Origin of the sequence: Pedobacter sp. AJM (assembly GCF_002197755.1) — a bacterium.
GTDB lineage: Bacteria > Bacteroidota > Bacteroidia > Sphingobacteriales > Sphingobacteriaceae > Pedobacter.
The window spans coordinates 129149-142778 of record NZ_NHOT01000006.1; the positions used below are offsets into that span (position 1 = coordinate 129149).

Consider the following 13630-nt stretch of genomic DNA (forward strand, 5'->3'; position numbering starts at 1 on the left):
TTTTTAAACTTAAAATTAATTATCTCAATGACAACAAAATTAAAGCACGGTGAGATTTTAGAGCGAATAGTTCGCAGAAATCGAATGGGCATTAGCGAGCTCTCCAGGAAACTGAATGTTAGCAGAAGAACAATTTATAATTGGTTCGGCCAGGATCAGCTCAATCATGAGATCATTTGGCAGATCGGACAATCGTTAGGGCAGAATCTTGCTGTCTCTTTTCCGGATGTTTTTGCAGAAAGCAGAGATGACGTAACGTCTCGTACAGAGAATGGTGTAAAACTTTCTGCAGATTCCAATTCAGTTTATTTCTGGATGAATAAATACATTCATCTATTGGAAAAATACAATAGTTTGCTTAGTGTTGAAGATGAAGAGTGTGATGCGGATAATGCGCAAAAAATGCCGTTAAAAGAAAGGATTGCTGAAGCATTTATGTATCAGTAACCATTCAGTTGGAATGGAAAAGTCTGAATCAGTATCATTGCTTCATATAAGCTAGTTGAAGCAAAAGATTAGATGTTAAGGATATTCAAATCATCGTTATTGATTAGGCTTATTCAGAATATGATCTGATTCTGACGGGCAGAATAACCCCATTTTTGAACTATGATTGGGTCTGAATCCGGCATTCAAACATTCAGATATTGTAGCCACTTATTTTAAATAAGTGGCTACATCTCTTAGGTTTCTTTAGCCTTTTATGGTGTGCCTGCCCTCCGCGGATCACCCGCTCACAGGACTTTTTTATCTCTGTTATTTAACAGTAACAATTTAGTGAAATGTTAGTTTCAATCTGCAAAATAATTTTACACATCATGTGGATAATGTGAATAACTAAAATTCAGTCACGATCAAACATTTATAATTTTTTCTGGTTTCCTAAATCGAGATATTAAAACACACTTGTTCTGTTGGAGGATTATAGCGGAATTAGGAGTAGATTATTTTTAAAACTTACTGCACTATTTCTCGAAAAAGTATAATTTTAACCTTTTATCCTAGCATATTAGAATGAGTCGTCCGTCATATCTTTTAAGTAACCATGAATTACTCCAGGTTTTTAATCTCACCCATACTGCCACAGCCATACATGTAACAGAAGACGCCATTATACAGGAAGCCAATGATGCCATGCTGGCCATTTGGGGTAAGGATAGAAGTGTGATAGGGAAATCATTGGCTGATGCGCTACCGGAACTCAAAGGCCAACCTTTTATTGATATGTTTAAAAGGGTATGGAATGAAGGACTGGTGATATCGGGAAAAGATACAGCCGCAGACCTCAATATTGATGGCGAAATAAAAACCTTCTATTTTGACTTCGAATATCGCGCAGTAAAAAATGATGACGGAAAGGTAATCTGCATTCTTCATACGGCAATAGATGTAAGTGAAAGGGTACTTAGACAGGAAGCGATTGAACTTGCCGCGGAGAAAGAAATTGCACTAAACCGTGAGCAGGCTTTAAATGAAGAACTTGCCGCCATGAACGAGGAACTCTCTGCTACCAATGAGGAATTGCAGGAGGCACAAAACCGTTTATACCTATTGAATACTGAACTCGAAGAGCGGGTTACAGCACGCGTAAAAGAACTTTCTGAAAGCGAGGAGCGTTTCAGGACAATGGCTGAAGGGACTGAGATTTTTATTGCTGTTGGCGATGAAAGTGGAAATGCCATATATTTCAATAAGCCCTGGATGGATCTTACCGGAAGATCTATGACCGATCTGCTAGCCTTTGGCTGGGCAGATCTTATTCACCCTCAGGACCGGGAAGATTATGTTCATATTTATCTTTCAGCACTAGCAAAAAAAGCGCCTTTTGCTGGCGAATTCCGCATCCTGAGTAAGGAGGGGAATTACCGGTGGCTTTTAGCCAGTGGCCCGCCCCGTTTTCATCCCGATGGAACCTTTGCCGGTTATATCAGTTCGTGTATTGATATTACTGACCGTAAATTGGCAGAACTGGAAAGGCAAAACCTGAGTGCTTTGGTAGATGCAAGCTCAGAATTTATTTCTTTAGCCAATGTAAATTATGAAATGACCTATGCCAATCCAATTGCCCTTAAAAAGCTGGGATGGGATACGGTGAGAAACAGAACCATATTGGATTGTGTCTATCCTGATGACAGAAATTTTGCAGAAAAAGCCTTGGTGAGTTTAGCCGAATATGGCAACTTCAGACATGAAATTCGTTACTGGAATGAAAGGACGGGTAAACCTTTCTGGGTAGAGTGGAACGGTATTTCCATTAAAGATCCGATTTCCAATGAGTTTATTGCTTTGGCAACGGTAGGGCCGGATGTAACGGAAAGAAAGCGCCATCAGGAAGAATTACAGGATATTAATGAGGAGATGGCTGCGGCAAATGAAGAACTTGCGGCAACCAATGAAGAGTTGGCTGCCACCAATGAAGAACTTGCGCAAACACATTTTGATCTCGTTCAGTACATCCGGAAATTATCAGATAGCGAAGAAAAATTGCTGCAGGCTATTGAAACCGGAAAAATGGGCGCCTGGAGCATCGATCCCAATACGTTGAAGATTTCCATGTCTGGCTTTGTACGTGAATTACTGGGGCTGCAGATGGAAGGGGAGGTTTCTATGCAGGAGGTTTTAAACACCATTAATGAAGATTACAGGGAAATATTTTCAGCAACATTAGATGAAGCGTTAAACCATCATTCTTCCAGCGATATCGAGTATCTTATCAACAATTTAAGAAGTGGGGAAGAAAAGTGGGTTCGCGCCACAGGTAAAGTCTTTTTGGATGAGATGGGTAATGTAGCAGAATATTCAGGAATGTTTATGGATATTACCGAACGTAAGCTGGACGAACTTCGTAAAAATGATTTTATTGGCATGGTAAGCCACGAACTGAAAACACCGCTAACGGCCATAAATGGTTTTGTACAGGTATTGCAGCGTAAATCAAAAATCGATGGAGATCAGTATTCAGTTAATGCACTGGAAAAAACCCATATTCAGGTTCGCAAAATGACAAACATGATTAATGGTTTTCTGAATGTTTCCAGGTTAGAATCAGGCAAGTTGATGATTGATAAAACATCTTTCCGTTTAGATCAGCTTTTACAGGAAACCGTAGATGAAACCTTTATATCTCCTTCTACGCATGATATCGTATTTGCGCTATCCTGCGAGGTGACAATATTTGCAGACCGGGATAAAATCAGCAGTGTGATTTCAAACCTGTTAAGCAATGCACATAAATATTCCTCAAACGGAAGTACGATTGAAATCAATTGTGAATTAAGGGAAAATGAAGTTATAGTAAGCGTAATGGATCAGGGAATTGGAATTTCAGATGAAGACGCGAAAAAGCTGTTTGACCGTTATTATCGTGTTCAGAGTAACCACACCATATCAGGTTTTGGTATTGGTTTATACCTGAGTGCAGAAATTATCCAACGCCATAATGGTAAAATATGGGTAGAAAGCAATGAATCCGTTGGTTCTACATTTTACTTCTCCCTCCCGCTTCATTAATCGCAAAAAGGGACAGGCAAAAGCCCGTCCCTCTATCTAAACCCAAACATGCGCTCAAACATGAATGAATTACGAAATAAACAACCGAGGTTGATGTTGGTTTTAGATTAGTTTATTTTTCAATTCCTTATTTACTTCTTGCTGTTGCCAGATATATTTCAATGGAAAGGTTATACAGCAGGCATGTATATTTTGCTTTAATGCAGGATTTAATTTTTCGCAAAACAATTTCTCCTTTTTAAGATTGTGTAAGGAATGATCTATACCAGGCTTGCAAAATATTAGTTTTTTCGGGCATAGGTTACAAAACTATCATCAATTTTAAATGACTCACAAAGCTCATCCCTTAAAAATAGCCATTCTTGGCGGTGGCCCCAGTGGCCTTTTTATGTATAAACGATTGGTTGAATCAGAAATTAAAGATCTGACCATTGAAATTTTTGAACGCAAAAATATGCTGGGCTCCGGAATGCCTTATAGCACAGAAGGCGCCAGCCAGGAGCACATTACGAATGTATCAGACAATGAGATACCGGTTATTTTTAACTCCATTGAAGATTGGGTAAAGATGGCACCAAAGTCTGTTTTAAAAAAGTTCAATATCAGTCCGGATAATTTTAATGAATATAAAGTACTCCCCAGGTTATTTTTTGGTGAATACCTTTCTGCACAATTTAGTTTGTTGAAAAAAATGGCTGACAGTAAAGGGATTGCTACAATTATTCACCTCAATACATCAGTTACGGATGTTGTGGATGATGCCAATGCAAATATGGTTGGTGTTGAAACAAACGGGAAGGAAATGAAATATTTTGACCGGATCATTATCTGTGTAGGCCACAACTGGCCAAAAAAATATGAAGGTAAAATCCCGGATTATTTTGATTCGCCCTATCCACCGAAAAAGCTGGCCCAGAGATTCAATCATCCCATCGCCATTATGGGATCATCGCTTACCGCAATAGACGCCATCAGAACATTGGCGCGCAATAATGGCGTATTTCAGGAAGAAAAAGATGGCAGGTATAAATTTGTACCTGATGAAAAAAGCGATCAGTTTAAAATTGTTATGCATTCCAGGAATGGTTTGTTGCCTGCCGTTCGATTTCATCTGGAAGATTCTCATCTGGGAAAAGATGCTACACTGACCAAGGCACAGATTCAGAAAAATATTAAGGATAATGGTGGTTTCATATCGCTGGATTATGTTTTTGAAAAAAACTTTAAAGATCAGTTTAAAAAGAAAGATCCGGCATTTTATCAGAAAATAAAGGATATGGATCTGGAAACCTTTGTGGGGGCCATGATGTCTTACCGGGAAAATGTTCCGCCATTTGACTTGTTTAAAAAGGAATATGAAGAGGCGGAAAAATCGATTGAGCGTGAAGAATCCATTTATTGGAAAGAGGCACTGGCTGTGCTTAGTTTTGCCATGAACTACCCGGCAAAATATTTATCGGCAGAAGATATGCAGCGGTTACAGAAGGCATTAATGCCTTTGATTTCTATTGTGATTGCCTTTGTGCCCCAAAGCTCCTGCCGCGATTTAATGGCCATGCACGATGCTGGTGTGCTGGAAATAATTTCAGTAGGTGAAGACAGCACTGTAGACCCTCAGGAAAAAGGTGGTGCCATATATACCTATACAGATGATACAGGCAAAGAAATGGCCGTTGCTTATCAAACTTTTGTGAATTGCATAGGCCAGCCACATTTATCATATGAAGATTTTCCGTTTAAAGGCCTGGTTGATGGTGGCATGGTCAGCCCTGCTACATTAAACTTTAAATCTAAAGCAAAAGGTAAAGAAGAGGTTGAAAAGGAAAATAAGCTTGTTACAGAAAAGGGAAAAGGAGAATATGTGTTGCGGGTTCCGGGAATTAAGATCAATGATTTCTTTCAGGTAATTGGTGAAGATGACCAGGCGAACAATCGGATTTACATCATGGCTGTACCTTATATTGGTGGTTATAACCCCGATTATTCAGGAATTGATTTTAGTGAAATGGCTTCTCTTGAAATATTGAAGCAGCTTTAAAACAAAAAAACCGGAATACGTTCCGGTTTTTTTAATAAATGCTTATTCCTCAATTATTTCATGGAATCGTTGATTTTATTGATCATCACCAAATGGCTTTGAACAATAGGGGCTGTTTTGTTGGCAAATGCTTTTAATTCTGTGTCTTTAGCATCTCTCGATTCATCTTCCATTAATTTTAAAGTGGATTTATGTCCGTCGATCATATCACTTACATAGGCCTTGTCAAATTCTGCGCCTGATTTCTTGCTTAAATCGTCCAGTTTTTTCTGATGGTCAGCATCTACAGTAGTAGGCAAGGTAATATTTTTAGTTTTGGCAATTCCCATCAATTCTGTATTGGCATTGCCATGGTCGGTAACCATCATGGTGGCAAACTCTTTAATCTGCGTATTGCTGCTTTTTTGAAGGGCCAGTTTGCTTAATTCCACTTCGGCCATTCCGCCCGCTGCTGCAGTGGTTGCAAATTTGGCATCAGCTTCATCAACCGCAATTCCGCCGGTTGCGGCTACATTAGTAGTGGTGTCTTTGCTTAAATTTAAGCTGTCTGCACTTTCTTTAGCATCTTTATTTCCGCCATTGCAAGCCTGAAATGCCAGGGCTGATACGGAAACTGCCATTACATAAATTAACTTTTTCATCGTTTTATTTTTAAAAAGGTGATGAAGCAATCCTAATCGCTTCAAATATTGGTTTTGTTATCACCTTAATAACAGGATAAATTAAGAATGGTTTTTATAGCGTACTGTCTTAAAGTTTATCCAGTTTGAAATAGCCTAAATGAATTTCATCTTCAGGTAAAGCGGAATGAGGTGTGATTTCGATGAGGTATTTGGCTTTAAACACGGGACTTAAAATTTCTTCAACCCGGTAGATATCATCGATATCTATGCCGTACTTTTCGTCGATATGGGCATTTGCTCCCTTAATAGAATTGGTTTTAAAGAATACAGTTTTTTTGGCGTCCTGTATGGCCGAAGCCCGGTCATCTTTTACGCTTAACACGATGTAATGCTGTTCGGCCAGCTTGCCGGCCTGGTATCCTCCGAGGTTGGTGAAAAATAACTGATGAGGAGAAGTTTCAAGGGTTGATGTTCTAGGCAGTATTTTAATCTGGTAACCATCCACCTGGTTCACTTCACGCCAGCCATCAACATGGATGCTTGCTCCGGCTTCTGGCCAGAAAGCTTTAATTTCCGGAACAAGTTCTTTCAATGAATGCGCTATGCCAAAAAAGTAATCGTGCTGTTCTACATTTCTTTTGGGCGCTTTTGAGCCCAGCAATAGCATATATAATTTAGGATGGGGATGCTGATTTAAATCTACGGACATTTTTATTTTTTCTTTAACAACGCCATAAAGAAGCTATGGTTTAAAAAAATAAGAAATTAACGTCTCTGGATACCTTGTTTAATCTCCAATTTAAGTTCATTAATCTGTTCTTTAGCCTGTCTGTTTTCGAGGTAATAATAAATGGCGAAGCCTAAAAATATTTTTCCCAATACAAAAACGGCGGCAAAAACCCATCTCCATGCCTTATGGATGCGCATGTGGCTGGATGATGATTCCACTTCAATATAACGGTCTTTCCGGATATCATCGTAGCCCGCTGCGTGATCACGTGCAGTAAATTTCTCCACTTTCTGATCGCGGAGCTGAATTTCATTCACTTCATTTTCGATCTTAGCCAATACTCCGGGCGGAGGTGGAATGGCCATGCCGAGTGCAAGAATTTCCATGTCATATTCCAGCTTCGCAAGTTCCTGCTCAAACTCCGGATACTGTTTTTTAAGTGATGTTATCTGTTCAATTTCCTGTTCGGTGGCGATGCCCATGACATAGGTTTCCATGATGCCGCTTTCCATTATTTCCTTAATTTTCACGTAACCTCCTCATTTTGTCTATTGATGATTTCAGTTGAATGCGTATGCTGTTTTCTTCTTCTCCAAAAGATGCCGCCAGGTATGAAACTGATCTGCCCAGATAATATACTGCATTGAAAATTTCTTTTTCTTTTAAGCTTAACTGGTCTGGATTTACCGATGCGTAATCAGATGTGATCATTGATTCTGTATCTGTAAGTTGTTCCTGAGCTAATATCTTTTGCGCATGCTGCCTTAAAAGCATCCAGGTGCTTGATTTACCTTGTGGATTTAATTTTGCTTCCAATATAAAAGATGTTAGAATTTTTATTAAATGCGCTTCAGATTTTTTGGGATCCTGGATAGTACCCTGGATAAAGCCCAGAAGCATACCCGCATATTTATCATAAAATTGCCGGATATCTTTTGATGCTTCTTTTGAGATGTTTAGAATAACTTCAGACATTAATTAGCGTTCCTGGTGAAATAAATTGCAAGATAAGGCCAAATTTTGATTTACATTTACAAAAAAAACTTTTTTTTAATGATTAACTGCTTTGTTGACTTTAATTGATCATGAGAATTGCAACCTATAATGTAAACGGAGTTAATGGTCGTTTACCCGTGCTGTTACAATGGCTTGCGGAAACTAAGCCTGATGTGGTTTGTCTTCAGGAGCTAAAAGCCCCACAAGAAAAATTTCCGGAACAAGCCATTTTAGATGCTGGCTATCAGGCCATCTGGCACGGACAAAAAAGCTGGAATGGTGTAGCTATCCTGTCGCGTGGTTACGAAATCAAAGAACTTAAACGCGGTTTACCTGGTGATCCGGAAGATTTGCATAGCCGCTATATAGAAGCATTGGTTAATGATGTCGTAATCGGTTGCCTGTATCTTCCAAACGGAAACCCAACGCCGGGGCCAAAATTTGATTATAAAATGGCATGGTTTGAAAGGTTAACTGATCATGCTTCGAAATTGCTGGAATATAACCTACCTGTGGTACTTGCGGGCGATTACAATGTTATACCAACCGAAAAAGATGTTTACAAACCCGAACGCTGGATTAATGATGCTTTGTTTAAGCCTGAAGTCAGGCAAGCTTTTAAAAACCTGGTAGATCAGGGCTGGACAGATGCCATCCGAAAACTCTATCCGACAGAAACGGTTTATACTTTTTACGATTATTTCAGGAATGCATATGGTCGTGATGCTGGTTTAAGGATCGATCACTTTTTATTAAGTCCGCAACTTGATGGCAGGTTAGTAAAGGGTGGCGTAGATAAGCATGTCCGGGGCTGGGAAAAAACAAGTGATCACTGTCCGGTGTGGATAGAAATTGAATAGGGAAAGGATTGAATGTTTGAGTGATTGAATGAAAGAATTAGAGAATGTCCAATCACTCAAACATTCAATTATTCAAAATTCAATTATTCAAAATTCAATCATTAAACATTCAATCAATCATTCATTTTTATAACTTATATCCCAAGCCTACACCCACATTCCATTCACCATTTTTGGTACTCGTTTTGGCATTATAATAAAGCGGAAGCTGAAGGGCGATGTGGTTAAAAACCGCTGTTAAGCCCAGGCCTAAAGATGGCGTGATCAAACTGTTTTTAGTTGCTCCGGCAGCCACCTTGTCTTCCTTAATTCTTAATGAAGGAAGTAAACCGGCGCTGATTGAAAATGGTTTTTTCAGGTATTTAACCGATGGTCCGATGCAGTTAACATATCCTCCGTGATCTACATAACCAGCAACGATTGTTCCATCAAATAACGCCACTTTGGTTTGTGCCTTTAGCGCTGAAGAAAATAAAGCCAGTGAAAGGCAGGTTGAAAGCATAACGATGTTTCTTCTTTTCATAATGTAAGTTTGGTTTTGGTTTTAATTGTTGATCCCATGCAATAACTGGCTTATATTTGGTTAGGTTGTTTTCCATTCAGGTGTTTTTTTCTGGCCCCTCATTTCCACAAATTCAATAGTAGGGTCTTTTTCTTCGGGCGCATTAACGAAGTGTGAAAATCTCTTTCTGATGGCAGGATTCTCCACAGCTTCTTTCCATTCGCATTTATAGCTGGCAATCAGATTTTCAATTTCGTTTTCCCATTTTTCAGCCATGCCCAGGCTATCATGAATCACCACATTGCGGAGGTATTCCATGCCGCCCTCCATTTTATTGAGCCAGGTTGCCGTTCTGGTTAAGGGATCTCCTGTACGGATGTAAAACATCAGAAAACGGTCGATATATTTAATGCAGGTTTCGCTGTCTACATCTGCGGCCAGTAGCTGCGCATGCTGCGGTTTACTTCCGCCATTGCCGCATACATAAAGGTTCCAGCCTTTTTCTGTGGCGATGATACCAAAATCCTTGCTCTGCGCCTCGGCACATTCCCTGATGCAGCCACTCACCGCTGATTTGAATTTATGAGGTGCCCTGATGCCACGGTATCGCTCTTCAATTCTGATGGCGAAACTGACACTGTCATGCAATCCGAAACGGCACCAGGTGCTTCCAACGCAGCTTTTTACTGTTCTTAGTCCTTTGCCATAAGCATGGCCGCTTTCGAAACCTGCCGCGATCAATTCTTCCCATATTACCGGAAGATCATTTAAGTGAGCACCGAACAGGTCGATTCGCTGTCCGCCGGTTATCTTGGTGTATAAATTATATTTTTTTGCTACTTCACCAATGACAATGAGTTTATCAGGTGTAATTTCTCCGCCAGGAATGCGTGGTACAACAGAATAAGAGCCCCCTTTCTGAATGTTCGCCAGGAAACGGTCGTTACTGTCCTGCGCGGTATCATTTCCTTTTTTAAGGATCATTTCATTCCATAAACTGGCCAGCAGGGAAGCCACCAATGGTTTGCAAACCTCGCAGCCATCAGATTTCCCTAATTTATCCAATACCTCATCGTAAGATTTTAATTCGTGGATGTGAATCAGGTCATAAAGTTCCTGACGGCTGTAATTGAAGTGTTCGCAAATGACGTTCCGGACATATTTGCCTTGTGCTTTTAAGGTATGCAGCATGAGGTCTTTTACCATGGGTACGCAGCCACCACATCCGGTTCCGGCTTTAGTGCATTTCTTAATGCTATCCAGTGTTTCGCAACCTTGTTCAGCAACGGAATGGCAGATGTTGCCTTTGGTTACGCCTTCACAGCTGCAGATTAAGGCCTCATTTGGAAGGGAAGTGATTCCTGCGGCGGCTGATGTTTCGCCACCTTTGCTTCCCAGGATAAGTTCTTCCGGGTTTTCAGGTAATAATATTTTGTTCACACTGGTTTGCAGCAGCATATTGTACGCTGCTGCATCGCCAATTAAAATACCTCCTAAAAGGTACTGCCCGTCATTACTAATGTTTATTCTTTTATAAATGCCTTTATGTTTGTTTTCAAATACGATGGTGCGGCAATCGGGTTCATTGATAAATGGATCACCAAAACTGGCTACATCTATACCAATGAGTTTAAGTTTTGTGCTCATGTCAAAACCCTTAAAGGATTTATCTTCTGCGCAAAGATTGGTAGCCAACACTTCAGCCATTTCATAACCCGGGGCGATCAGCCCGTAAATCATTTCATTGTGCAGGGCACATTCTCCGATGGCAAAAATGCAGGGGTCATTGGTCTGCATTTTATTATCGACCAGAATGCCGCCCCTGGTGCCTACTTCAAGGCCGCAAAACCTGGCCAGTTCATCTCTTGGTTTTATTCCGGCAGAAATTACCAGCATATCTGATGCTAATTCTGAATCATCACTGAACTTTAAACCTGTGATGCATTGATCACCTTCAATGCGGCTTGTATTTTTATTGAGGTGGATTTGTAAGCCCAATTCATTCAGCATGGATTTCAACATTTCGCTGCCCGCCAGGTCAATTTGCCTGGGCATTAACCTTGGCGCAAATTCTACAATGCTGGTTTCTGCTATGCCTAAATCGATCAGTGCTTTCGCGGCCTCAAGGCCTAATAATCCGCCACCAATTACGGCGGCTGTTTTGGCTTTCGTTGCATAGCCTGCAATCAAATCAAGATCATCTATGGTCCGGTAAACAAAAACACCTTCTTTTTCTATCCCTTCTATATTGGGTACGAATGCAGCAGAACCTGTTGCGAAAACTAAAAAATCGTAGCCATAAATTTCACCGCCGGATGTTCTAACTGTTTTTAAATTGCGATCTACACCAACTATTGGATTGTTTAAATAGAGATCAATATCCTGTTCCTGGTACCAGTTTGCTGCCGACATCGAAAGATCATCAGCGGTTTTGCCATTAAAATATTCGCTTAAATGAACACGGTCATAAGCCCTTCTTGGTTCCTCACCAAAAACAATTAATTTGAAGGCATCAGATTTAGCTGTTAGCTTTTCGCAGAATTTATATCCAACCATCCCATTTCCAATTACGATTATCTTTAATTTGTTCATGACTTCTTGTTTTTTGGTGAAATATTTTGCTTTGTACTTATTTTTTTATAGGTTCTTTAGTCTTTAGTGCTAAAAAAATGGTGCTATTAATGATTATTTTGTCTTTGTAAAGGCTTTTTATATGATTTATGATATTCAAATATAGTTTTATTGATTAATATTTTTATTTAAACATGATTTTTATCATAAATTAATATAATTTTTAATATTATTTAATCATATTTACTATTATTTTGATTAAATCATTAAAATTATACTGTAATAATGGAAGATTTTGGACTTTTTATAATGGGAGCGGGGCCCGGAGATCCCGAATTAATCACAATGAAAGCATTTAATGTGCTGAAAAGGGCAGAAGTGATCCTATATGATAACTTAAGCAATGAAAAGCTGCTGGAAATTGCTCCAAAAAGCTGTGTAATGGTATACGTAGGTAAAAAACCTTATGCCAGGTGCACGCCGCAAGATGATATAAATGATTTGATTGTAAAATACGCGTTAACCTACAATGTGGTGGTGCGGTTAAAGGGAGGTGACCCATTTATTTTTGGCAGGGGTTTCGAAGAATTGCTTTATGCAGAGAAATATGGGATTAAATCACACTACATTCCAGGAATCAGCAGTATGCAGGGTGCAGGTTTTATTGATGTTCCACTTACCCACCGTGGCATTAGCGAAAGCGTTTGGGCGATAACCGGTACAAAGAAAGATGGAAGCTTATCAAAAGATCTTAAGTGTGCCATGAGCAGTTCGGCTACAGTAGTGATTTATATGGGCATGAAAAAGCTTGCGGAAATTTCTGCCGCATATAAACAAGCTGGTTTGGGTGCTACGCCAGCAGCGATTATTCAGCATGCTAGCCTGGCTAAACAAAAACAGGTAAGGTGTATGGTTAAAGATCTTCAGGAAACGGCCTTAAAGGAAGGAATGGCACACCCGGCAATCATTGTTATTGGTGATGTGGTGCGGGCAAGGGAGATTATGGCTGCACAACATTATTATAAACAAGCTATTGCTGTTTAACCTTTGTTTTTATAGAATTCATTACTCCAGATAATAATGCCTGATTTTTTTCAGGTCGTCATCCAGTTCATAAACCAGTGGGCTTCCTGTAGGAATCTCTAAGGCGGTAACTTCTTCGTTTGAGAGGTGATCAATATATTTGATTAAGGCCCTGAGGCTATTTCCATGTGCGGAAATGATCACCTTCTCATTTTTGCTGATGGCGGGCACAACAGATTCGTTCCAGAACGGCAATACCCTCTCGATCGTGTCCGACAGGTTTTCGCTGAGTGGCAATTGTCCGGCGGTTAAATGCTGATAGCGCAAATCATTTCCCGGGTAACGTTCATCGTCTTTTGTTAACTGTGGCGGTTCTTCATCAGGATCTCTGCGCCATTTATAAACCTGTTCCGCGCCATATTTTTCTGCTGTTTCGGCCTTGTTTAATCCCTGTAATGCGCCATAAAAACGCTCGTTTAAGTGCCAGGTTTTATATTCCGGAATCCAGAGATGATCCAGGTCTTCTAAAATAATGTGCAAGGTTTTGATGGCACGCTTCAGTAAGGAGGTGAAGGCAATATCAAAATTATAACCATGTTTTTTTAATATTTCTGCAGCTTTTTTAGCTTCCCGGTAGCCATTTTCAGAAAGGTCTACATCTGTCCAGCCTGTGAAACGGTTTTCCAGGTTGTAGATGCTTTGTCCGTGGCGAATTAATACGAGTTTTTTCATTTGTTTCTGATGACCGTTATTTTCGATAATTGATTTATACTGCTG

At 39.9% G+C, this 13630-nt stretch carries 12 protein-coding genes; 5 read left to right on the forward strand and 7 right to left on the reverse strand.

Annotation, left to right across the window (positions count from 1 at the left end; all coding sequences use genetic code 11):
- The first annotated feature begins 27 nt into the window (after positions 1-27).
- From CBW18_RS13935 to CBW18_RS13945, 3 genes are all read left to right on the forward strand, one after another.
- On the forward strand, positions 28-447 hold the full coding sequence (locus CBW18_RS13935) for a helix-turn-helix domain-containing protein (protein WP_140418684.1): 420 nt from the start codon (positions 28-30) through the stop codon (positions 445-447).
- A 567-nt stretch (positions 448-1014) separates the two neighbouring features.
- Complete coding sequence (locus CBW18_RS13940; protein WP_088301934.1) at positions 1015-3510, forward strand: PAS domain S-box protein; 2496 nt, start codon at positions 1015-1017, stop codon at positions 3508-3510.
- A 325-nt stretch (positions 3511-3835) separates the two neighbouring features.
- Complete coding sequence (locus tag CBW18_RS13945; RefSeq protein ID WP_088301935.1) at positions 3836-5548, forward strand: FAD/NAD(P)-binding protein; 1713 nt, start codon at positions 3836-3838, stop codon at positions 5546-5548.
- Between the two features lie 53 nt (positions 5549-5601).
- Here the strand turns inward: CBW18_RS13945 and CBW18_RS13950 are convergent, their stop codons facing one another.
- The 4 genes from CBW18_RS13950 to CBW18_RS13965 form a co-directional block, all read right to left on the reverse strand.
- Positions 5602-6189, reverse strand: coding sequence for a DUF4142 domain-containing protein (locus CBW18_RS13950; protein ID WP_088301936.1), 588 nt, complete (start codon positions 6187-6189; stop codon positions 5602-5604).
- A gap of 109 nt (positions 6190-6298) precedes the next feature.
- A complete protein-coding gene (locus CBW18_RS13955; protein ID WP_088301937.1) occupies positions 6299-6880 on the reverse strand; it encodes a DUF1543 domain-containing protein in 582 nt (193 codons plus the stop codon).
- A 56-nt stretch (positions 6881-6936) separates the two neighbouring features.
- Entirely contained in the window at positions 6937-7413 is a 477-nt protein-coding gene (locus tag CBW18_RS13960) for a hypothetical protein (RefSeq protein ID WP_088301938.1), read from the reverse strand.
- Between the two features lie 7 nt (positions 7414-7420).
- Entirely contained in the window at positions 7421-7876 is a 456-nt protein-coding gene (locus CBW18_RS13965; RefSeq protein WP_088301939.1) for a hypothetical protein, read from the reverse strand.
- A 110-nt stretch (positions 7877-7986) separates the two neighbouring features.
- On the opposite strand from CBW18_RS13965, the gene xth reads away from it, so the two are divergent.
- Positions 7987-8757 carry an exodeoxyribonuclease III gene (gene xth / locus CBW18_RS13970; RefSeq protein ID WP_088301940.1) on the forward strand — a complete coding sequence of 257 codons (771 nt, stop codon included), beginning with the start codon at positions 7987-7989 and terminating at the stop codon, positions 8755-8757.
- A 127-nt stretch (positions 8758-8884) separates the two neighbouring features.
- Here the strand turns inward: xth and CBW18_RS13975 are convergent, their stop codons facing one another.
- Complete coding sequence (locus CBW18_RS13975; RefSeq protein WP_253249038.1) at positions 8885-9280, reverse strand: hypothetical protein; 396 nt, start codon at positions 9278-9280, stop codon at positions 8885-8887.
- A 60-nt stretch (positions 9281-9340) separates the two neighbouring features.
- Positions 9341-11851: a nitrite reductase large subunit NirB gene (gene nirB, locus CBW18_RS13980; protein ID WP_088301941.1), complete on the reverse strand. Its 2511-nt coding sequence runs from the start codon at positions 11849-11851 to the stop codon at positions 9341-9343.
- A 288-nt stretch (positions 11852-12139) separates the two neighbouring features.
- Between nirB and cobA the strand changes: the two genes are divergently transcribed.
- The gene (gene cobA, locus CBW18_RS13985) at positions 12140-12874 is read left to right on the forward strand and encodes a uroporphyrinogen-III C-methyltransferase (protein ID WP_322974802.1); all 735 of its coding nucleotides are present in this window, start codon (positions 12140-12142) and stop codon (positions 12872-12874) included.
- A gap of 21 nt (positions 12875-12895) precedes the next feature.
- Here cobA and gpmA read toward each other — a convergent pair whose 3' ends face one another.
- A complete protein-coding gene (gene gpmA, locus CBW18_RS13990) occupies positions 12896-13585 on the reverse strand; it encodes a 2,3-diphosphoglycerate-dependent phosphoglycerate mutase (RefSeq protein WP_088302015.1) in 690 nt (229 codons plus the stop codon).
- Positions 13586-13630 lie beyond the last annotated feature (45 nt).

Bases quoted from the DNA above. Each gene is read 5' to 3' on its own strand.
- CBW18_RS13935 (WP_140418684.1), top strand. From the start codon at position 28: ATGACAACAAAATTAAAGCACGGTGAGATTTTAGAGCGAATAGTTCGC.
- CBW18_RS13940 (WP_088301934.1), top strand. From the start codon at position 1,015: ATGAGTCGTCCGTCATATCTTTTAAGTAACCATGAATTACTCCAGGTT.
- CBW18_RS13945 (WP_088301935.1), top strand. From the start codon at position 3,836: ATGACTCACAAAGCTCATCCCTTAAAAATAGCCATTCTTGGCGGTGGC.
- CBW18_RS13950 (WP_088301936.1), bottom strand. From the start codon at position 6,189: ATGAAAAAGTTAATTTATGTAATGGCAGTTTCCGTATCAGCCCTGGCA.
- CBW18_RS13955 (WP_088301937.1), bottom strand. From the start codon at position 6,880: ATGTCCGTAGATTTAAATCAGCATCCCCATCCTAAATTATATATGCTA.
- CBW18_RS13960 (WP_088301938.1), bottom strand. From the start codon at position 7,413: ATGGAAAGCGGCATCATGGAAACCTATGTCATGGGCATCGCCACCGAA.
- CBW18_RS13965 (WP_088301939.1), bottom strand. From the start codon at position 7,876: ATGTCTGAAGTTATTCTAAACATCTCAAAAGAAGCATCAAAAGATATC.
- xth (WP_088301940.1), top strand. From the start codon at position 7,987: ATGAGAATTGCAACCTATAATGTAAACGGAGTTAATGGTCGTTTACCC.
- CBW18_RS13975 (WP_253249038.1), bottom strand. From the start codon at position 9,280: ATGAAAAGAAGAAACATCGTTATGCTTTCAACCTGCCTTTCACTGGCT.
- nirB (WP_088301941.1), bottom strand. From the start codon at position 11,851: ATGAACAAATTAAAGATAATCGTAATTGGAAATGGGATGGTTGGATAT.
- cobA (WP_322974802.1), top strand. From the start codon at position 12,140: ATGGGAGCGGGGCCCGGAGATCCCGAATTAATCACAATGAAAGCATTT.
- gpmA (WP_088302015.1), bottom strand. From the start codon at position 13,585: ATGAAAAAACTCGTATTAATTCGCCACGGACAAAGCATCTACAACCTG.